Below are 19,762 nucleotides of genomic sequence, written 5' to 3' on the forward strand. Positions count from 1 at the left end.
GAGTCCTTACTGATGCACGGCGAGCTGATAAGCCGTGTACTTACGAATGTTGATCACGCCGGTGTCGAAGATCAGGTACTGGCCCTTGATCCCCAGCAGCGTGCCTTCGGCAATCGGGTTTTTGTCCAGGTTGAAGCTGACGATTTTGGCCGGGTATTGCTCGACCGGATAGCGAATTTCCAGCGGTTCGACATCGGTAATCGTCTGAATGGCCTGTAGGCCGAATCGCTCCTGCAAGCCTTGCAGGCCCTCGGCGCAACTGTCGAACAACTGATCACGCACCTGTGCCAGATCCACGGCGACAGCATCGCCCTTGAGCAGTGCACGCCAATTGGTCTTGTCAGCCACTTGGCTACGGAACAGATCTTCGACGAAGCCCGATTGCTGCCGCGTGGCGACGCGCATGATCGGCAACGCCTGACTGGCACCCTGGTCGAGCCAGCGGGTCGGCAATTGGGTAGCACGCGTGATGCCAACCTTGATCCCCGACGAATTGGCCAGGTAAACCACATGGTCCGTCATGCAGAACTGCTCGCCCCACGCCGGATCCCGGCAGGTGCCGGCGTCATAGTGGCAGCGCTCCGGGCTCATGATGCAGATATCGCACTGCGCCAGCTTGGTCATGCACGGATAGCAGTAACCCTGACTGAAACTGGTTTTGGTCTTGCGCCCGCAATGGGTGCAGTGGATCGCTCCCAGGTATTCAAGACGCACTGTGGTGCCAATCAATGGATTGACCGGCACCTCGACGTCATCCAGACGAAACGCGTATTGCACATTCGACCCGTCCAGGCGCGCCGACATTTTGCTGATTGCACCGCGGCCAATCTCGATCAATGGATGGCATCCGACTTGAACAGAATATTCGGCACTTCGATCGACTTCGACGCACATTCCTGCGGGCCCATGTAACCGGTGCGCTGTTCTTCAGGCAGGTTCTGGATTTCCCAGGCGATCATGGCCTGCAAGGATAATTCACGCTGTTCGGCGGTGAGTTTGCCACCGTCGGACCACTTACCGATTTCCACGGCCAGTTTCAGGCTCTCGTAGATGTCCGGGGTGATGTTTTTGATCATTTCGTTAAAAGAGGACATCAGGGTCTCCGTGCTCTTTATTCACTGAAAATTTGAGGCGGCCAGTTTACGGCGGTTATACAAACCGCCCAACAAACCGGTGAAGCATCCGATGAGTAACCCGCCGACATGGGCGGCATTGGCGATTTCGCCGAAACCGATCATCGAGATCAGCCCGGACATGCACACCAGCAACCACACCAGCATCATCACCAGCACGCCACGCGGCAGGCGATAGGCCGGGTTCGGCGCTAGTAACTGGAAGATCCAGCAATGGCCAAGCAAACCGTAAAGCACACCGGACAGACCACCGAACAGGCTCGGGCCGCTCCAGGCAAACTGCGCGTAGTTCGACACCAGGCTGAACAACAGCGTCAGGCCGAGCAGATTGATGCTGCCCTGGCGCGACTCGATGCGCCGCCCCAGCTCCCAATACCACATGCCGTTCATGGCCAGGTGGAGAATGCCGAAATGAATCAGCATTGGCGTAAACAAGCGCCACCACTGCCCCGCCGCCAAGCTATCAGCCAGCGGCGTGAAATGGATGTACTCGCCGACCACCCGAAAATCGAGAAAAGTGAGCCAGCGTAAGGTCTGCAGGTTTTCGCCAAGGTAAGTCAGGCCGCCCACGATCAGACACAGCAGCAGGATAAACCCCGTGGCTTTGGCATATTTCAACTGTTCGACGAAGCTTGGGCGCTTGAGTGTCTGGGCCACGGGAATGTCCAGTTGCTGATCAGGGTCGCCGGCCGGAAAGCGTTCGTAAAGCGAGCGCACGTCTTCGCTGATTTCCGCAGGCGCCCACAGCACTTGCTCGCCCGCCTCTTCACTGACTCGATGTGGCACTTGCATCCGTTGCAACAACTGGACAAAGCCACTCAAATCCACCGCCAGTGGCAGACGCAATACCGCTATCGCACTCATTGCAGCACCTCCGGCCGCTCGACATCGACCCAGACAAATTTATGCGGATCGAGGCGGGTTTCCTGATCCAGACGATAGGCGACGAGTTTGCCGTAGAGCACCGCGCTGTAATCCAGACACGCGAGGTTGGGGCGTATCGGCGCCGGTTTGCCGCTGCGCCAGTAGTGGCCGACGAACAGCAACGGCTCGTCGACGCCATAGCGCAGCAGGGAGTTCTTTTCGGTAGAGGTCAGTGGCGTCCGTGCCACCGGTTCCGGCAGGGCATCAGGCTGGAACACGATATCGCCGTAGGTTTTCGGATCGTCTTCCCAGAACTTGGTGCGGAAGAACGAGCGCACCAGACCGTCGCCGCTGGTCATGGTCTGGCCTCCGGGCAGGCGCATGTCGGTGCCACGCAACAGGCGGTCGAACACCGTGCAGGCAAAGCTGCCGGGCACCGCCGAAGCCTGGAGGAAATGCTCATCGATACGCGCATCGGGAAACAGGCCGCGCAGCGGTTCGATCAGGCCGGCGTCCCAGCAGGCATGCACGACACGGAAACGCCCGGCATCCACCACCAGCGGCAGTTCATAGAACCACTGCTGAAAGTCATGCCAGTCGCCGGGATGATCTTCGAACTGAGTCAGGGTTTCATGAAGCAAACGCGCATGACGCGGCGTGTGCTCACGCACGAACTGCTTGCCGCTGCCCGGAGGCGCCGGGGTGCTCCAGCCCAGCGCGTTGAATTCGTGGTTGCCCATGATGCACAACGCCTGACCGGCCTCGACCATGTCATGAACGATGTGCAGCGCCTCGCGAATCCGCGGGCCACGGTCGATGATGTCGCCGACGAACACGGCCATGCGCGATGGATGCCGCCAGACCCCGCCCTGCTTGTGATAACCGAGTCGGTCAAGCAAGTGTTCCAGGGTCAGGGCGCATCCGTGCACGTCACCAATCAGGTCATAACTGCGCGCGGGATCGAGCATCAGTCGCCTCCACCACCCAGCTTGCTGCCCCAGCCGAGCTTGGTGCGGCAGACTTCGTAGTAGTTGTGGTCGAGCGGGTGGATCAGTCGCAGCTTCTGCGCTTTCTTGCTGACGGTGATGGTGTCGCCCGGCGCGCAGGTGAAGTGGTTCTGCCCATCGCAGGAGACCTGCGGGTAGATCTGCATGTTTTTCGACACGACGATTTTCAGCTCACTGTTGCCATCGACCACAATTGGCCTGCTCGACAACATATGGGGGTACATCGGCACGATCACAATGGCATCGAGCTTGGGATGCATGATCGGTCCGCCGGCAGACAGCGCATAGGCGGTAGAACCGGTGGGCGTGGCGACGATCAGGCCGTCAGCCTTCTGGCTGCAGACGAACTGGCCGTCAATGTACAGCTCGAACTCGATCATCCGCGTCGATTTGCCGGGGTGCAGCACCACATCGTTGAGCGCATCGCCCTGACCGATGGCCTCGGCATGCCGGCGGACTTCGGCTTGCAGCAAAAAGCGGTTTTCCACCAGGTAATGGCCGTCGAGCACCTTGGCGACTTCGACTTCCAGCTCATCGGGGCGAATGTCGGTGAGGAACCCGAGGCTGCCACGGTTGATCCCGAGTACCGGAATATTGTGCCGCGCCAGCGCCCGGGCAGCGCCGAGCAGGCTGCCGTCGCCGCCGACGACGATGACCATGTCGCAGACTTCGCCGAGCATCTTGCGCGACGAAGTTTGCAGGCCGTGGCCGGGCAGAACTTCAGCAATGGTGTCTTCGAGGATCACATGCAGGTGACGATCGAGCAGAAACCGTTTCAGTCGGCGGACGGTATCCAGCACCTGGGAACTGCCCAGGCGACCGATGATGCCGATATTACGAAATTGCTCCATGGGACCTCTGCGGACAATCGAAAACGCGAAAAGCACGATTATGGGCGAAAGCCTGCGATAGACAAAATCCTTTCAGCCTCAAGGGTGTGCCCGTGTTTAAGGCTATGCTCGCAAGATGATCCTATTTCCTGACTTGCTCCAGTTGCCCCACCAGTTACGCCATCCCGAAGTGCGCGATCTGGCGTGGGTGATCCTCGCCCCGCCGATGCTGGCCACAACGCCATGGCCGCAGCGTCATCCGCTGGCCGGCAGCGATTGGGTCGCCGATCCCGAGCGCCTGGAACACTGGCTGCGTCAGCTCGACCGTGACAGTTACGGATTGCTGCACTGGCTGTCCCAGGCACGCACGCGGCGGTTGGGCCTTTATTACGAGCGGTTGTGGCAGTTTGCTGTGCAACATGCACCGGGTATCGAACTGATCGCCGCCAACCTGCCGATTCGCCGGGGTGGCCATACCCTCGGCGAACTGGACATGTTGCTGCGTGACCGCGACGGCGTGCATCACCTGGAGCTGGCAATCAAGCTCTACCTCGGCCCGCAAAACGGCGACGGTCATGATCCGGCGCAATGGCTGGGGCCCGGTTGCCATGATCGACTGGATCGCAAGCTGGCGCATCTGGCCGAGCATCAACTGCCGATTTCCGCACGCCCGGAAAGTCGCGAAGTCCTGGCAGCGCTGGGTATCGAAGTGTTCAGTGCGCAACTTTGGCTCGGTGGTTATCTGTTGTATCCGTGGCCGGGGCAAGCGCAATCGCCGCGGGGTGCCCACCCACAACATTTGCGCGGCAGTTGGTTGCATCAGAAGGATTGGCCGGCGTTCGTCGCGCAACGCCCGGACGGACGCTGGCAACCCCTGCCCCGCCATGCCTGGCTGGCGCCGGCGCACTACCCGGTGGAACAGACCTGGAAGGAAGAACACTTGCAAATGTGGCTTGAGGGTTTGGAACCGCTAGCCCCGGCGCAGTTAATGGTGCGCCTGATTGAGAATGCGCGCGGGGAATGGGAGGAGGCGGAGCGGTTGTTTCTGGTGTCGGATCTTTGGCCGAATGCGCCTGGCCAAGCCTGAAAATTTGCAGTGCCTGTTCGCCACCCATCGCTGGCAAGCCAGCGATGGGTGCCGACTCGGTCTAAAGGGATAATCGCAAAGCCAAAGCCGCCAACGTCACCAACAAAACCGGCACCGTCAGCACAATTCCGACTTTGAAGTAATACCCCCAGCCAATCCTGATCCCCTTGCGTTCCAGCACATGCAGCCACAGCAACGTCGCCAGACTGCCAATCGGCGTGATCTTCGGCCCTAGGTCACTGCCGATCACGTTGGCATAGATCATCGCCTCCTTGACCATCCCGCTCGCCTGACTGGCGTCAATCGAGAGCAGCCCGATCAAAACGGTCGGCAGATTGTTCATGATCGAGGACAACAACGCCGTCAGCACACCAGTGCCCATTGCCGCACCCCATACGCCATGACCGCCAAAGACATCCAGCCAACCCGCCAGATAGCCGGTCAACCCGGCATTGCGCAGGCCGTAGACAACCAGATACATGCCTAGCGAGAAAATCACGATCTGCCACGGTGCTTCTTTCAGCACCTTGCGCGTGGAAATCTTGTGACCACGGGCGGCGATACCCAGCAACAGCGCAGCGCAGACCGCCGATATCGCGCTGATCGGGATGCCCAGTTGCTCGAGGAAGAAGCAGCCGATCAACAGGATCACCAACACCCCCCAACCGGCGTAGAACGTCGCTTTGTCGTGAATCGCAGTGTGCGGCAGTTCAAGCTGTTCGGGGGCGTACGCCTTGGGAATGTCACGACGGAAAAACCACAGCAACATCGCCAGCGTCGCGGCGACGCTGACAACGTTCACCGGCACCATGACCGCCGCATAGCGGTTGAAGCCGATATGGAAAAAGTCTGCCGAAACGATGTTGACCAGATTCGACACCACCAGCGGCAGGCTCGCGGTATCGGCAATGAACCCGGCCCCCATGACGAACGCAAGGGTGGCCGCCGGAGAAAAGCGCAGCGCCAGCAACATCGAAATCACAATCGGCGTGAGGATCAGTGCTGCACCGTCATTGGCAAACAGTGCCGACACCAGCGCACCGAGCAGCACCATAAAGGCAAACAGCTTGCGCCCGCTGCCCCGCCCCCATCGCGCCACATGCAGCGCGGCCCAGGCAAAAAAACCGGCTTCATCGAGCAACAGACTGATGATGATCAGCGCGACGAAGGTGCCGGTGGCGTTCCAGATAATTTGCCATACCAGGGGGATGTCGCTCAGATGCACCACACCGAAGATCAGCGCCAGCACGGCGCCCAACGTCGCGCTCCAGCCAACGCCAAGACCTTTGGGTTGCCAGATGACAAGGGTGATGGTCAGCAGGAAAATCAGTGACGCAGCGAACATTCGCAACAGCCTTCAACAATCAAATGGGTGGATATCCAAATGCGGGAGCGGGCTTGCTCGCGAAGGCCGCAGGTCAGACAAAAAGTTGCTATCTGGCACAACGCTTTCGCGAGCAAGCCCGCTCCCACAGTTTCCGGTGTACATCCGGAGAAACGATTAACTCATTTCTTGTGTTGTTCCACAAAGAGCCCGTACGCATCGATGAATTTCTGCAGAAACGGTTTCACCGTTTCGCTCAGTTTGCCCGCCTCGTCAAAAGCCGACCCCGCACCGCCCAGATAGGCCTCTGGCTGCTGCATGCAGGGCACATCGAGAAACACAAACGACTGACGCAGATGCTGGTTCGCCCCGAACCCGCCGATCGCACCTGGCGAAACACTGATCACCGCGCCCGGCTTGCCGCCCCAGACGCTCTTGCCGTAAGGCCGCGAGCCAACGTCGATCGCATTCTTCAACGGCGCCGGCACCGAACGGTTGTACTCCGGCGTCACAAACAGCACCGCGTCGGATGAACCCACCTTTTGTCGAAAAGTGCTGTAGGCTGCCGGCGGTGAATCTCCGTCAATGTCTTCGTTATAGAGTGGCAGATCGCCGATTTCGACAATCTCGAGCTTGAGGTTAGCCGGGGCCAGTTCCGCCAGTGCAAGGGCGACTTTACGATTGATCGACGCTTTTCTAAGGCTACCGACCACTACGGCGACGTTGTAGACATTGCTCATGGAAGACTCTCGATTGTCAGTGGAAGAAGGCAGTAGTTATAGATGATTCGGTGACAGTTTCACCAGCGGACTCGGGAAATACCCCCGTGCTGATTATTTTTTTCCTGTAGGAAAACTTACAGGCCTTGATGACGGTCTACCAAGCCGCAAATCAAGCGTTTTATCTCCAGAGGTTCTAAGCAGATGGCAGCAGTACTGGTCGGTCAGTTCCATGCAAGAGATGCGGAAGGCCGCGTTTATTCGGTGCATGAGTTCCAGGAATCCACTCCGTCGGCAGACGGTTTTACCGGCTCGGAGCCTGTCACCACATACAAACTTGCCATTGGCGATCGCGTCAACAAGGTCAGTGACAACGAGTTTTTGCTGGTTCAATCGGGTGTCACCCTGACTCGCGAACCTGAGCCAACCGTCGCTTCATAACTGACTGTTATGAGCAGAAGTCATATGCGCAGACTTGGGGTAGGATTCAGCCACTGACCCCACCTGCTGAACATGGACTTCACGCATGCGTTTACGTCATATCGAAGTGATTCAGGCGCTTTTGCAGGCCGGTCATATGGGCACTGCCGCCGAATGGTTGCAGTTGCCGCTGGCCGAGGTCGAAGAGCGTTTGCGCGAGGCCGAGAGTCATTTGGGGTTCATGCTGTTCGCCAGCGTTCGCGGGCGTCTGCAACCGACGCCCGAGGCTCGAGCCTTGCAGGTGGAAATCACTCGCGTCTATGAAGCGCTCGAACCTGTGCAACGCCTGGCCAGTAGCCTCAAACAATACCTTGCCCCGCCGGTGCGCATCATCGGCACCCCTGCGCTGGCCCAGCAATTATTGCCACAAAGCCTCGCCTCACTGCGCCGGCGCCTGCCCGATGCACCTTGCAGCCTGTTGAGTGCCCCGACCCGCGACATCGTCCGCAGCCTGTTGCTGCGTGAAAGCGATCTGGGTTTGAGCCTGCACGATCCCGACCATCCCGACATCCATTGCCAGCCACTGGCTCAAGGCAAGCTGCAATTACTCGCGCCCCATGGCTGGCTGCAACCGAAGCAGAAGTACATTTCCCTACAGGACCTGGCGGGACAGGCGATGATCGGCCTCGAATGTCAGGATCCGCTGAGCCCGGCGCTGGAAAACAAACTCCAGACCCTACGCCCGGCACCAAGCATCCAGACCCGCGTGCAAACCCATCAAATGATGCGCAGCATGGTCGAGGCCGGCGAAGGTCTGGCCATTGTCGATCCGTTCACCGCATTGGGGGCACGTCCCGCCGGGCTTGATACGTGCCCGCTATCGCCCGCCATAACGATCAGCCTCTACGCCTTGACCTTCAAACACACAGCGCCGTCATCGGCGATCCAGACCTTACTGGCCATCATCACGGAACAAGCCGAGGCGATGCTGACGAGCTAACTGAATTTTCCAGCGGATTATCGAACAGTCGATACCAGAACAGCGCCACTTCGGCGGTGTTCGGGTCGATGCCGCGATAGCGTAACTGGTCAACACCACCGATCACATACCCACAGCGCTCATAGAGCCGACAAGCACCAAGGTTGTTGTTCTGGGTTTCCAGCATGATCCCCGGCAGCTTCTTTTTACGACTCCAGAATTGCGCCACATCCAGCAACGCCTTCGCCACGCCATGGCGGCGGGCCGGCGCGTGCACCGCCAACTCATCGATATGGGCAAAGCCATTCCAGTTGGTGCTGATGACCAGATGGCCGACCGGTTCATCGTCGAGGTATGCCATGAAAATTGCGCTGTCCGCCGCATCGCGGTAACTGCTGAACTCCTCCGGATCAATGCCGTAACACTTGCGGTAAGGCACAATCGTCGTCATCGACCACTGTTCCACGGGCTTGCCGATCACCGCGGCGCCATACGCTGTGACCTCAAAGCTGAAGTCGCTGCCCCAGATATAAGCCGCAAAACCTTCATCGGCGACACGCACCGACAGCCCTGGGTATTTCGGATTCATGACCGGTTGCATACTGGGAAAAGTCCTCATTCCTTGACGCAATCGACGGTGTAGTGCCGTCCATTGCCTTGATCTTCATGTTGCAGTCCATGCACATCGGCGACAAAACCGGGAAAGCTGCTATCGAACGTGCGGGCGAATTTCAGGTAATCGATGATCGAGCGGGTCGACTCGCTAAAACGCTCGCCGGGCATGATCAAAGGAATTCCCGGTGGATACGGTACCAGCATCACCGCAGCAATCCGCCCTTCCAGCTCATCGATCGGTACGGCCTCGACTTCACCGCGTACCAGATGATCATAGGCATGGGCAGGTTTCATGGCGATTTGCGGCATTACGGTGTACATGCGTTTGAGGTGTTTGGCAGTGGCGTTGCTGCGATAGCAGGCATGCAATTGATCGCATAAATCACGCAAGCCCATGCCGCGGTAGCGTACGGTGTCCTCCTGTGCAACGCACGGCAGGCACGTTGCCAGACTGACATTAGCGTCGTAACTGCGCTTGAACTCCAGCAACTCGGTGATCAGCGTGCTCCATTTACCTTTGGTGATGCCCATGGAGAACAGCACCAGAAACGAGTACAGACCGGTCTTCTCCACCACCAGCCCGCGCTCCCAGAGGAACTTGCTGACCACGGCGGCCGGAATCCCCCTCTCGCTCAACGCGCCACCGGCATTCAACCCCGGCATCACCAACGTGACCTTGATCGGGTCGAGCAGCACATAGTCGTCGCTGACCTCGCCGAAACCGTGCCAGTCAGCCTCCGGTTGCAGCAACCAGTCTTCGGTTTGCACACGGTCGATGCCCTCGACACCCGGCGGCTGCCAGATCGAGAACCACCAGTCATCAGCAGCGATGTGCTGACGCAGATTGGCCAGCGCCCGACGGAAACTCAGCGCTTCGTCGAAGGTTTCCTGCAACAGCGAGCGCCCGGCCGGGCCTTCCATCATGGCCGACGCCACGTCGAGCGAGGCAATGATGCTGTACTGCGGCGAAGTGGAGATGTGCATCATGAACGCTTCGTTGAAGCGGTCGCGATCCAGTTGCCGCGCACCGCCGTCCTGCACATGAATCATCGAAGCCTGACTGAACGCAGCGAGCAGCTTATGGGTGGAGTGAGTGGTGAACACCAATGGGCTGTCGGCGCTACGCGAGGTGGCCATGCCGTAACGTCCGGCGAAGAATTCGTGAAACGCTGCATAGGCGTACCACGCCTCGTCGAAATGCAGCACTTCGACGCTATTGCCGAGGCTTTGCTTGATCAATTCGGCGTTATAGCAGAGGCCGTCGTAGGTCGAATTGGTCACCACCGCCAGTTTGACTTTCGGCGCACGGCCCTTGGTCAGAGGGCTGGCGTCGATCTTCGCCTGAATCGATTCGCGACTGAACTCGCTCAGCGGAATCGGACCGATAATCCCCAGTTCGTTGCGCTCCGGACACAGGTACAACGGGATCGCGCCGGTCATGATGATCGCGTGTAGCACCGACTTGTGGCAGTTGCGATCGACCAGCACCAGATCGTCGCGAGCCACCATCGAGTGCCAGACAATTTTGTTCGCCGTCGAGGTGCCATTGATCACGAAAAAGGTGTGATCAGCGCCGAAATTGCGTGCTGCACGCTCTTCCGCTTCAGCGAGCGGCCCCGTGTGATCTAGCAACGAACCGAGCTCCGGCACCGAAACCGACAAATCCGAACGCAGGGTATTTTCGCCAAAGAACTGGTGAAACGCCTGCCCTACCGGACTCTTGTGATACGCCACGCCCCCGCCATGACCGGGGGTGTGCCAGGAATAATTGGAATCGGCGGTGTGTTGCACCAGCGCCTTGAAAAACGGCGGTAGCAAACCGTCCAGATACTTGCGCGCCGCCCGTGCGACTTGTCGGGCCAGGAACGGCACCGTGTCTTCAAACAGGTAAAGGATGCCGCGCAGTTGATTGAGTTCAGCCATGGCATCGGCCGGGGCGTTTTCCAGCGTGACCTGTTCGCCCAAGGCAAAGATCGGCAGATCCGGCGCGCGCACCCGGGCCAGGCCGATCAGTTCGGCCATGTTCTGCAACAGATGTGAGTTGGTGCTGGCGTCTTCGGCGGCGATCAGCATGCATGCGAGACCATGATGGGTCGACGCCACCAGGCGCCCTTCGGCGTAGTCGGTGGCCGAAACGATATTGAAACCTTCCTGCTCCAACTCCCGGGCGATACCGCGAATACGCTCGCCGGCGACCGTATCGGTCTTGATGTCGCGATGGACGATCAACACCGGAAACTTCAAATCTTTGTACATGAGGCTCAGTGTCCTGAGGCGGCGGATTTGAATCCACCCATGCACTCAGGGTAGAGGGTTGCAGCGAAAGTGGCGAGGGTGGCCACTTGTCAGTACTTCCACGAGGCGATGATCTTTCAGGCCTGTGCGTCTGCTTCTGCGATTTGGGTCCACAGCGCCGGGCCACCAGCCGACTTGGCGATGATCTCCAGTCGTACCTGATGTGCCGCCAGTTCATCTTCCGTAGCGCGAATGATCCGCGCGGGCTGACGATCGGCCGGCAGCCGACGGATTTCTGTGGCGGAGTTGTCCGCGCCATCACCCGTACCATTACCGTCGGAAGCATTGCCGGCCAGCGACAGGCTGGTCTGGCCACCGGTCATGGTCAGGTAAACGTCGGCGAGAATCTCCGAGTCGAGCAAGGCGCCGTGCAGTTCACGGCCGGAGTTGTCGACGCCATAACGTTTGCACAACGCATCGAGGCTGTTGCGCTGCCCCGGGTGACGCTCCCGGGCCATCATCAGGGTATCGAGGATCGAACAATGCTGCGTGATGTCGGCACGATCCTGCTGACCCATCAAGGCAAATTCGTTGTTGATGAAGCCAACGTCGAACGCCGCGTTATGGATGATCAGCTGTGCGCCTTTAATGAACTCGAAGAACTCGTCGGCGACTTCGGCAAAGCGCGGCTTACCCACCAGGAATTCGTTAGTGATGCCGTGGACGCCGATGGCGCCTTCATCACTCTCGCGATCCGGTTGCAGGTAAACGTGGAAGTGCCGGCCCGTCAGGCGCCGACCGATCAGTTCGACACAACCGATTTCGATAATCCGGTGACCATCGGTCACCGGCATGCCGGTGGTTTCGGTATCGAGTACAACGGATCTGGTGGCCATCAGTGTTCAGCTCTCAACGGGGGCAATCGTGCAAAAGCGGCGATGTTAACACGCTCACCAAGGGGTTTGAGGTACACCGTTTCGGTGGAATCAGGTCTGCTTGTACCCACGCACTTCGTCTACACCACGGTTGGCCAACTGGTCAGCCCGTTCGTTGCCGTGATGACCGATGTGCCCGCGCACCCACTTCCAGGTGACCTTGTGGCGATTGACTTGTTCATCCAGCTCTTTCCACAGATCGGCGTTCTTCACCGGCTCTTTCGCAGCGGTTTTCCAGCCGCGCTTCTTCCAGTTGGCCATCCACTCGTTGATGCCCTTCATCACGTATTGCGAGTCGGTCACCAGCAGCACTTCGCACGGGCGCTTCAATGCTTCGAGGCCACGGATGGCGCCAAGCAGCTCCATGCGGTTGTTGGTGGTATTGGCTTCGCCACCCCACAGTTCCTTTTCGACGCCCTTGCATACCAGTAACGCGCCCCAGCCGCCCGGTCCGGGGTTGCCCTTACAGGCGCCGTCAGTGAAAAGTTCTACGCTATCGACGCTTTCGCTCATGCCAATCTATCCAGAAAAAAATGCGTGGCCCCACCCATCGCGGATCGATGATGGCCGCGGCCGGAGCGAGTCCGGCCACTTAGAAAAAGAAGGTTTACGGTTCGATACGGCGACGATTGACCTTGGCCATCGGCAGCGGAATCAGCTTGCCCATCGGTTCGCGACGTTGCTGACGCACTGGCCGCAGACCGACCACAATCTTGCGCGCCACCAATAAGTAGAAGCCGCCGCCCGACAGCTGCCAGTCACCGGCCTTGCGTTCCCAACCCGCCAGACGGGCCTGCCACTTGGGCGACGCGAGCGGCGGACGATAGCACCCGAAGCGGCGTTTCTCCAGCGCAAAACCGAGCAGATTGAGCCAGTCGGCAACCCGTGAGGGCGAGATGCAGCGAGCCTGGCGCAAGGCGTCATGGGCGAATACGTGACGCAAACCCCAAGAGCTCCAGGGATTGATGCCGATGATCAGCAGGTGCCCGCCGGGGCGCACGCTGCTCGCCGCCTCACGCAACAGGCCGTGGGGCGACAGGCAGAAATCCAGACCATGCTGCATCACCACCACGTCGGCGGCATGCTCGCTCAGCGGCCAGGCTTGTTCTTCGCAGACGATTTCGACACCGGGCAATGGCGCCCCAAGGCGGACGTTGCGCTGCACCTGTGGTGCCGAAGGCGGATTTTCGGCGGACGGGCCGTAATGCACCAGGTAGCCCCCAAAAAAGCGACCCAACTCGTCTTCGAGCATGCGCCGCTCTTCATCCAGCAGAAATTGCCCGATCGGGCCCGACAGCCATTCACGGGCGGCGCTGATCAACGCCAGCCAGTCCGGATCAGCCTGAGCGAACGCTTTATCGGTCATGTCATTCTCCAACGCGCCAGGAACTACTAAGATGCGCCAATGTTTTCCGCTTGGCGAATTCCGACGATGATACAGATCAGTGCCCTGCCCGCCTTCACCGACAACTACATCTGGTTGTTACAGGATCACCGTACCCAGCGCTGCGCCGTGGTCGACCCGGGCGATGCCGCGCCGGTTCAAGCGTGGCTTGCTGCCCATCCGGGCTGGGTGTTGAGCGACATTCTGATCACCCACCATCACCACGACCACGTCGGCGGCGTCGAGCGCTTGAAGCAGGCCAGCGGCGCAACCGTTTACGGCCCCGCCAGCGAAAACATTCCAGCGCGTGACGTGGCGCTCAATGACAACGACACAGTCAACGTGCTCGGCTGGGACTTCGATGTCTACGCGGTGCCCGGTCACACACTGGGACACATTGCCTATTACCACCACGGTTTGCTGTTCTGCGGCGACACCCTGTTCGCCGCTGGTTGCGGCCGGTTGTTCGAGGGCACGCCGGAGCAGATGCACCACTCGCTGAGCCGCCTCGCCGCTTTACCGGAAGATACGCTGGTCTATTGCACCCATGAATACACCCTGAGCAATCTCAAGTTTGCCGCAGCGGTTGAACCGAGCAACCCGGACATCGCCGCTCGTCTGGAAAAAGTCATTCAGCAACGGCAGAACAACGTCATGACCCTGCCTTCGACCCTGTCCCTTGAAAAGCTCACGAATCCTTTTTTGCGCACCAGCGAAAGATTGGTTACACAAAAAGTGGACGAACGGGAAGGTGCTCAAAACCGGGCCCCGAGCGAGGTTTTTGCGGCACTGCGAGCTTGGAAAGATAAGTTCTAAGCAGCTCACCGCTTGGTACAAAAATTCTGAAAGGTTGACCTCAGGGGGTGCGCTTTCTAGAATCGCCCGACATTTTTGCCCGGAACTTACTTCCAGCCAATGTCGTCATCAATACGTAAGTCCGTCAATTCAGACGCATTGACCCGCTTGGCGCAAGCCATCGCGGTGGCTGTGTCCGCCACGCTGGCGGGCTGCTCCAGCCATGCTCCGCAGACTGAAGCGACCCATACGCCGAACATCGCTGCGCGAGCCAAACAGAAGCCGATCTGGCTGACCGAAAAGGCCAGCCCTCAGGCGCCTCAGGATGTCTGGGAGCGCATGCGCGAAGGCTTCCAGCTGCAGGATGGCCTGGGCGTGAACCCCCGCATCGAGCAGCAGCGCCTGTGGTTCGCCAGCAATCCCTCCTTCCTCGAAAATGCCGGCGAACGCGGCAGCCTCTACATTCACTACATCGTCGAACGCCTCGAAGAACGCAACATGCCGCTGGAACTGGCCTTGCTGCCAGTGATCGAGAGCGCGTACAACCCAATGGCCTACTCTCGGTCCAATGCGGTGGGCCTCTGGCAATTCATCCCCTCCACCGGGCGTTACTTCAACCTGCGTCAAACCCGCTTCTACGATGGCCGTCGAGACATCACCGCCTCGACCACGGCGGCGCTGGATTATCTGACCCGCCTGCACGACATGTTCAACGGTGACTGGTTGTTGGCCCTCGCGGCCTACAACGCCGGTGAAGGCACGGTCAGCCGCGCCATCGAGCGCAACGAGAAACTCGGCCTGCCAACGGATTACTGGAACCTGCCACTGCCGGCGGAAACCCAGGCGTACGTGCCGAAACTGCTCGCACTGTCGCAAGTGGTGCTGGCGCCGGAAGCCTACGGTGTGAACCTCAATCCGATCGCCAACGAACCCTATTTCCAGGTCGTCGAAATCAACCACCGCATGGACCTGTCCAAGGTCGCTGCCGTTGCCAACATCGACGAAGACGAACTGTTCCAGCTCAACCCGGCCTTCAAGCAGCGCACCACCATCGACGGCCCTCAGCATCTGCTGGTGCCGACGTCCAAGGCGCAACTGCTGACCGCCAGCCTGCAGACCATGCGACCTGAAGAGCTGATGAGTCCTCGTTCGTTGAAGCCGGTATTCGACGGTGCCGACCCTGGCGAAGTGGCCCAACTCAAGCGCGCCTATCGCGTGAAGCGTGGAGACAACCTCGGCTCCATCGCCAAGGCCAACAAGGTCCAAGTGAAGGACCTGCAACGCTGGAACAAACTGACCGGCCATAACCTCAAGATCGGCCAGACCCTGGTCATGCGGGACACCACCAAGCGCAGCCCTTCGCGCAGCAGCGGCCGGGTCAATACCGTTGTCGCCGCCAACAGCAAGACCAAAGGCAAAAACGCCAGCAAGCAGCAGACTCAGTACAAGGTCAAGCAAGGCGACTCGCTGTACATGGTGGCCAAGCGTTTCAACGTTGAGATGCAGCACCTCAAGCGCTGGAATCCGGGCACTGGCAAGGCGTTGAAGCCTGGGCAGATGCTCACGGTTTATCAGCCGCATTGATTTGAAATCAAAAGATCGCAGCCTTCGTCAGCGCCTGCATTGACCCCGACAGGCGCTGACGAAGGCTGCGATCTTTTTTTTGCATTAACACAGCATTAAGCCGCTATCTTTTTCCTGTCCATACAAGCTGTTACTGTACGGCCCACAAAGCCCCAGCCGCCTGGATCGGATCTGACTTGAAGCGTCCCCTCCTCCTGCTCCTGATCAGCCTGGCCTTGAGCTCACCCGCAAGCGCGACGATTACCGAAAGTCACGGTTATGCGCAATTCGGCACGCTCAAGTACCCGGCCAGATTTACCCACTTCGACTGGGTCAACCCGCAAGCGCCCAAGGGCGGTACGTTGCGGGTGATGGCGTTCGGCACCTTCGATACGGTCAATCCGTACACCTTCAAAGGCACCAGCCCGGTCACTACCGCGAATTTTCTCCAATACGGCATCAACGAGCTGAATGAGCCGTTGATGGTCGGTACCGGCCAATACTCGCCCTCCGGTGATGAGCCGGCGTCCAGCTATGGACTGATCGCACAATCGGTGGAGTACAGCGAAGATCGCAGCTGGGTGGTATTCAATCTGCGCCCGCAAGCGCGTTTCCACGACGGTACGCCAATCACCGCCTACGACGTGGCTTTCTCCTATCGTTTGTTGCTCAAAGAAGGCCACCCGTTGTATCGCACGGCCCTTCAGGAAGTGTTGCGGGTCGACATCCTCAACTCGCAGCGCATTCGTTTCGTGCTCAAACGCTCCGGCAACCCGCTATTGATTTTGCGCCTCGGTGAATTACCGGTGCTGCCGCAACATTACTGGAAAGACCGCGACTTCAAGGCCACCACCTTCGAGCCACCACTGGGCAGCGGCCCCTATCGCATCACCTCGGTGACGCCGGGTCGGCAGTTGATTTTCGAGCGGTTCAAGGATTACTGGGGCAAGGATCTGGCGGTCAATCGCGGCAAATACAACTTCGATCGCATGGAAGTCGAGTTCTATCGCGACAGCGACGTTGCGTTCGAGGCGTTCAAGGCCGGTGAATTCGACATCTACATCGAGCATCAGGCGAAGAACTGGGCCAACGGCTACAACTTCCCAGCAGTACGCCGCGGCGACGTGATCAAAGCACAGATCCCGCATCAGATCCCGACCCAGAGTCAGGGCCTGTTCATGAACACCCGGCGCGCAACGTTCGCCGACGTCAAAACCCGCGAAGCCCTGGGCCTGATGTTCGACTTCGAGTGGACCAACCGTGCCTTGTTCAGCGACGCTTATAAGCGCACGGCCAGTTACTACCCCAACAGCGAATTCACCGCCAGCGGCCTGCCGATCGGGCATGAATGGCTGATGCTCAAGCCCTACAGGGATCAACTGCCGGCCAAACTGTTCACCGCGCCGTTCACGCTGCCGCAGACCGACGGGCGTGGCATCCCTCGGGAAACCATGCGCAAAGCCTTGGCACTGCTCGCCGAGGCCGGCTGGAAGCTCAACGGCCAGCGCCTGCAGAACGCCGCCGGGCAGCCTCTGAGCTTCGAGCTGTTGCTGGTTAACCCGAATCTGGAACGCATCCTCCAGCCGTACATCGAAAACCTCAACAGCATCGGCATCGACGCCCGCCTGCGCACCGTCGATCGCGCCCAATACAAACAACGTCTGGATCAGTTCGACTTCGACATGATCCTGATGACGCTCAACCAGACCCTCAGCCCGGGCCTTGAGCAATGGCAGTATTTCCACTCGAGTCAGGCCGGGGTCAAGGGCAGCAAGAATTACGCGGGCATCGCTAACCCGGTGATCGATCACCTGCTTGAACAATTACTCGCCGCGCGCACTCGCGATGAACAAATCGCCGCCGGCAAGGCACTCGACCGTGTGCTGCTGTGGCAGCACTACAGCATTCCCAACTGGTACCTCAATTATCACCGTTTGGCCTACCGTAGCCGGTTGGCCTTCGTCACCACGCCGCCCTACACCCTGGGCCTGAGCGCGTGGTGGCTGAAGTCTTCGGAGAAAGATCAATGAAACCTATCCGCGCCCTGATCGTGCAGGCCAGCGGCTTGTTGTTTGCCGGGCTGGCCTGCGCCGCCCCGCAACACGCACTGACCCTGTACAACGAGCCGCCAAAATACCCGGCCAATTTCAAGCATTTCGACTACGTGAACCCCGACGCGCCCAAGGGCGGGGTCTTCCGTCAGGCCGGCTTCGGCAGCTTCGATAGCCTCAACCCGTTCATCAGCAAAGGTGTGCCAGCCGATGACATCGGTCAGATCTACGACACCCTGACCAAGCACAGCCTCGACGAGCCCTTCACCGAGTACGGGCTGATCGCCGGCAAAATCGAAAAGGCTCCGGACAACAGTTGGGTGCGTTTCTACCTGCGCCCCGAAGCACACTTCAGTGATGGCCACCCGGTGCGCGCCGACGACGTGGTGTTCAGTTTCCAGACCTTGACCAAGGAAGGTTCACCGCTGTTTCGCGGTTACTACAAGGACGTTGCCGAAGTCATAGCCGAAGACCCGCTCAAAGTCCTGTTCAAGTTCAAGGACACCAACAACCGTGAGTTGCCGTTGATCCTTGGTCAGTTGCCAGTGCTGCCGAAACACTGGTGGGCCGGTCGCGACTTCACCAAGGGCAATCTGGAAATCCCGCTGGGCAGCGGCCCCTACAAAGTGGCCGAAGTGAACGCTGGCCGTTCCGTGCGTTACGAACGGGACAAGAATTACTGGGGCAAGGATCTGCCAGTCAATCGCGGGTTCTACAACTTCGACACGATGACCACCGACTACTACCGCGACAATACCGTCGCACTGCAAGCGTTGAAGGCTGGCCAGTTCGATTACTGGCTGGAAATGACCGCGAAGAATTGGGCCAACGCCTACAACGTCCCCGCCGTCATCGAAGGCCGGTTGATCAAAGAGCAGATCCCCAACGGCAACCCGACCGGCATGCAAGGCTTCGTCTACAACCTGCGTCGTCCGGTATTCCAGGATATACGGGTACGTCGGGCATTGAGCCTTTTGCTCGATTTCGAATGGACCAACAAGCAATTGTTCAACAGCGCCTACGTGCGCACACGCAGTTATTTCGAGAACTCGGAAATGGCCGCCACCGGCCTGCCCGACGCCGAAGAACGGGCGATTCTTGATCCATTCCGTAGCAAGCTGCCTGCCCAGGTGTTCAGCGAAGCCTTCGAAAACCCCAAGACTGACGCCAGCGGCATGATTCGCGCTCAGCAACGCGAGGCCTATCAACTGCTGCAAGAAGCGGGCTGGAAGGTTGTGGACGACAAAATGGTCGATTCCACCGGAAAACCGGTGGTGATCGAGTTTCTGCTGGCCCAGACCGAATTCGAACGGGTGCTGCTGCCGTTCAAGCGTAATCTCGCCGACCTGGGCATTGATCTGGTGATCCGTCGCGTCGACGTTTCGCAGTACATCACCCGTGTGCGGTCGCGCGACTTCGACATGATCGTCGGCAGCTTCCCACAGTCCAATTCTCCAGGTAACGAACAGCGCGAATTCTGGATGAGCGCCGCCGCCGACCGGCCCAGCAGCCGCAATACCATGGGTTTGAAGGATCCGATCGTCGATCAACTGGTCGAGAGCCTGATCAATGCCGATTCGCGCAAAAGCCTGGTCGCTCATGCCCGTGCGCTGGATCGCGTGTTGCAATGGGGCTACTACGTGATCCCCAACTGGCACATCAAGACCTGGCGCGTGGCGTACTGGAACCACATCGGTCACCCGAAAGTTTCCCCCAAGTACGACATCGGCATTAATACCTGGTGGGTCAAGCCTGAAACGAAGCCAGCCGTAGAAATCGAAACCCAACTGCAAGCCGACCCTGCGGGCACGGAGTAATCAG

At 59.2% G+C, this 19,762-nt stretch carries 19 protein-coding genes; 7 read left to right on the forward strand and 12 right to left on the reverse strand.

The window, feature by feature from the left end; genetic code table 11:
• Positions 1-6 precede the first annotated feature (6 nt).
• Genes K5E40_RS27520 through K5E40_RS27540 form a run of 5 tightly spaced genes read right to left on the reverse strand, consistent with a single transcriptional unit; the run spans position 7 to position 3,855 of the window.
• A complete protein-coding gene (locus tag K5E40_RS27520) occupies positions 7-837 on the reverse strand; it encodes a DUF2797 domain-containing protein (protein ID WP_221733426.1) in 831 nt (276 codons plus the stop codon).
• Complete coding sequence (locus K5E40_RS27525; protein ID WP_093221961.1) at positions 834-1,094, reverse strand: YeaC family protein; 261 nt, start codon at positions 1,092-1,094, stop codon at positions 834-836. The genes K5E40_RS27520 and K5E40_RS27525 overlap by 4 nt, the downstream gene beginning before the upstream one ends.
• 21 nt (positions 1,095-1,115) lie before the next feature.
• The gene (locus tag K5E40_RS27530) at positions 1,116-1,997 is read right to left on the reverse strand and encodes a rhomboid family intramembrane serine protease (RefSeq protein ID WP_221733427.1); all 882 of its coding nucleotides are present in this window, start codon (positions 1,995-1,997) and stop codon (positions 1,116-1,118) included.
• Entirely contained in the window at positions 1,994-2,968 is a 975-nt protein-coding gene (locus tag K5E40_RS27535) for a metallophosphoesterase (protein WP_409339152.1), read from the reverse strand. Before K5E40_RS27535 ends, K5E40_RS27530 begins: the two co-directional genes overlap by 4 nt.
• Positions 2,965-3,855, reverse strand: coding sequence for an NAD(+) kinase (locus tag K5E40_RS27540; protein WP_221733429.1), 891 nt, complete (start codon positions 3,853-3,855; stop codon positions 2,965-2,967). The genes K5E40_RS27535 and K5E40_RS27540 overlap by 4 nt, the downstream gene beginning before the upstream one ends.
• 115 nt (positions 3,856-3,970) lie before the next feature.
• Between K5E40_RS27540 and K5E40_RS27545 the strand changes: the two genes are divergently transcribed.
• Positions 3,971-4,921, forward strand: a complete 951-nt coding sequence (locus K5E40_RS27545) for a DUF1853 family protein (protein ID WP_221733430.1) — start codon at positions 3,971-3,973, stop codon at positions 4,919-4,921.
• 61 nt (positions 4,922-4,982) lie between these two features.
• On the opposite strand, the gene K5E40_RS27550 is transcribed toward K5E40_RS27545, so the two are convergent.
• Both K5E40_RS27550 and K5E40_RS27555 read right to left on the reverse strand, forming a co-directional pair.
• Positions 4,983-6,266: an arsenic transporter gene (locus K5E40_RS27550; RefSeq protein ID WP_221733431.1), complete on the reverse strand. Its 1,284-nt coding sequence runs from the start codon at positions 6,264-6,266 to the stop codon at positions 4,983-4,985.
• A 161-nt stretch (positions 6,267-6,427) separates the two neighbouring features.
• On the reverse strand, positions 6,428-6,985 hold the full coding sequence (locus K5E40_RS27555) for an NADPH-dependent FMN reductase (protein WP_221733432.1): 558 nt from the start codon (positions 6,983-6,985) through the stop codon (positions 6,428-6,430).
• Between the two features lie 183 nt (positions 6,986-7,168).
• Between K5E40_RS27555 and K5E40_RS27560 the strand changes: the two genes are divergently transcribed.
• Positions 7,169-7,405, forward strand: a complete 237-nt coding sequence (locus tag K5E40_RS27560) for a hypothetical protein (protein ID WP_221733433.1) — start codon at positions 7,169-7,171, stop codon at positions 7,403-7,405.
• A gap of 85 nt (positions 7,406-7,490) precedes the next feature.
• Complete coding sequence (locus K5E40_RS27565) at positions 7,491-8,384, forward strand: LysR family transcriptional regulator (protein ID WP_221733434.1); 894 nt, start codon at positions 7,491-7,493, stop codon at positions 8,382-8,384.
• Here the strand turns inward: K5E40_RS27565 and K5E40_RS27570 are convergent.
• The 5 genes from K5E40_RS27570 to K5E40_RS27590 all read right to left on the reverse strand — a co-directional run bounded on the left by K5E40_RS27570 (position 8,350) and on the right by K5E40_RS27590 (position 13,514).
• Positions 8,350-8,964 (reverse strand): GNAT family N-acetyltransferase, encoded by a 615-nt coding sequence (locus K5E40_RS27570; protein ID WP_221733435.1) that lies wholly within the window; start codon positions 8,962-8,964, stop codon positions 8,350-8,352. The genes K5E40_RS27565 and K5E40_RS27570 overlap by 35 nt on opposite strands.
• Before the next feature lie 14 nt (positions 8,965-8,978).
• Positions 8,979-11,234 (reverse strand): Orn/Lys/Arg decarboxylase N-terminal domain-containing protein, encoded by a 2,256-nt coding sequence (locus K5E40_RS27575; RefSeq protein ID WP_221733436.1) that lies wholly within the window; start codon positions 11,232-11,234, stop codon positions 8,979-8,981.
• Positions 11,235-11,350: 116 nt separating this feature from the next.
• Positions 11,351-12,109 carry a DNA polymerase III subunit epsilon gene (dnaQ, locus tag K5E40_RS27580; RefSeq protein WP_108226069.1) on the reverse strand — a complete coding sequence of 253 codons (759 nt, stop codon included), beginning with the start codon at positions 12,107-12,109 and terminating at the stop codon, positions 11,351-11,353.
• Positions 12,110-12,199: 90 nt separating this feature from the next.
• Positions 12,200-12,661, reverse strand: a complete 462-nt coding sequence (rnhA, locus tag K5E40_RS27585) for a ribonuclease HI (RefSeq protein WP_123532078.1) — start codon at positions 12,659-12,661, stop codon at positions 12,200-12,202.
• Positions 12,662-12,755: 94 nt separating this feature from the next.
• Positions 12,756-13,514: a class I SAM-dependent methyltransferase gene (locus tag K5E40_RS27590; RefSeq protein WP_221733437.1), complete on the reverse strand. Its 759-nt coding sequence runs from the start codon at positions 13,512-13,514 to the stop codon at positions 12,756-12,758.
• Between the two features lie 66 nt (positions 13,515-13,580).
• On the opposite strand from K5E40_RS27590, the gene gloB reads away from it, so the two are divergent.
• The 4 genes from gloB to K5E40_RS27610 all read left to right on the forward strand — a co-directional run bounded on the left by gloB (position 13,581) and on the right by K5E40_RS27610 (position 19,758).
• Positions 13,581-14,348, forward strand: a complete 768-nt coding sequence (gene gloB / locus K5E40_RS27595; protein WP_221733438.1) for a hydroxyacylglutathione hydrolase — start codon at positions 13,581-13,583, stop codon at positions 14,346-14,348.
• Positions 14,349-14,447: 99 nt separating this feature from the next.
• Positions 14,448-15,911 (forward strand): transglycosylase SLT domain-containing protein, encoded by a 1,464-nt coding sequence (locus K5E40_RS27600; protein ID WP_221733439.1) that lies wholly within the window; start codon positions 14,448-14,450, stop codon positions 15,909-15,911.
• 176 nt (positions 15,912-16,087) lie between these two features.
• Entirely contained in the window at positions 16,088-17,920 is a 1,833-nt protein-coding gene (locus tag K5E40_RS27605; RefSeq protein ID WP_221733440.1) for an extracellular solute-binding protein, read from the forward strand.
• The gene (locus tag K5E40_RS27610; RefSeq protein ID WP_221733441.1) at positions 17,917-19,758 is read left to right on the forward strand and encodes an extracellular solute-binding protein; all 1,842 of its coding nucleotides are present in this window, start codon (positions 17,917-17,919) and stop codon (positions 19,756-19,758) included. Before K5E40_RS27605 ends, K5E40_RS27610 begins: the two co-directional genes overlap by 4 nt.
• Positions 19,759-19,762 lie beyond the last annotated feature (4 nt).

This window comes from Pseudomonas baetica (genome assembly GCF_019733355.1).
Lineage (GTDB): Bacteria > Pseudomonadota > Gammaproteobacteria > Pseudomonadales > Pseudomonadaceae > Aquipseudomonas > Aquipseudomonas baetica_A.

Excerpts from the sequence above, each read along its gene's own strand:
- K5E40_RS27525 (WP_093221961.1), bottom strand. The coding sequence starts at position 1,094 with ATGTCCTCTTTTAACGAAATGATCAAAAACATCACCCCGGACATCTAC.
- K5E40_RS27530 (WP_221733427.1), bottom strand. The coding sequence starts at position 1,997 with ATGAGTGCGATAGCGGTATTGCGTCTGCCACTGGCGGTGGATTTGAGT.
- K5E40_RS27540 (WP_221733429.1), bottom strand. The coding sequence starts at position 3,855 with ATGGAGCAATTTCGTAATATCGGCATCATCGGTCGCCTGGGCAGTTCC.
- K5E40_RS27545 (WP_221733430.1), top strand. The coding sequence starts at position 3,971 with ATGATCCTATTTCCTGACTTGCTCCAGTTGCCCCACCAGTTACGCCAT.
- K5E40_RS27550 (WP_221733431.1), bottom strand. The coding sequence starts at position 6,266 with ATGTTCGCTGCGTCACTGATTTTCCTGCTGACCATCACCCTTGTCATC.
- K5E40_RS27555 (WP_221733432.1), bottom strand. The coding sequence starts at position 6,985 with ATGAGCAATGTCTACAACGTCGCCGTAGTGGTCGGTAGCCTTAGAAAA.
- K5E40_RS27560 (WP_221733433.1), top strand. The coding sequence starts at position 7,169 with ATGGCAGCAGTACTGGTCGGTCAGTTCCATGCAAGAGATGCGGAAGGC.
- K5E40_RS27565 (WP_221733434.1), top strand. The coding sequence starts at position 7,491 with ATGCGTTTACGTCATATCGAAGTGATTCAGGCGCTTTTGCAGGCCGGT.
- K5E40_RS27570 (WP_221733435.1), bottom strand. The coding sequence starts at position 8,964 with ATGCAACCGGTCATGAATCCGAAATACCCAGGGCTGTCGGTGCGTGTC.
- K5E40_RS27575 (WP_221733436.1), bottom strand. The coding sequence starts at position 11,234 with ATGTACAAAGATTTGAAGTTTCCGGTGTTGATCGTCCATCGCGACATC.
- dnaQ (WP_108226069.1), bottom strand. The coding sequence starts at position 12,109 with ATGGCCACCAGATCCGTTGTACTCGATACCGAAACCACCGGCATGCCG.
- rnhA (WP_123532078.1), bottom strand. The coding sequence starts at position 12,661 with ATGAGCGAAAGCGTCGATAGCGTAGAACTTTTCACTGACGGCGCCTGT.
- K5E40_RS27590 (WP_221733437.1), bottom strand. The coding sequence starts at position 13,514 with ATGACCGATAAAGCGTTCGCTCAGGCTGATCCGGACTGGCTGGCGTTG.
- gloB (WP_221733438.1), top strand. The coding sequence starts at position 13,581 with ATGATACAGATCAGTGCCCTGCCCGCCTTCACCGACAACTACATCTGG.
- K5E40_RS27600 (WP_221733439.1), top strand. The coding sequence starts at position 14,448 with ATGTCGTCATCAATACGTAAGTCCGTCAATTCAGACGCATTGACCCGC.
- K5E40_RS27610 (WP_221733441.1), top strand. The coding sequence starts at position 17,917 with ATGAAACCTATCCGCGCCCTGATCGTGCAGGCCAGCGGCTTGTTGTTT.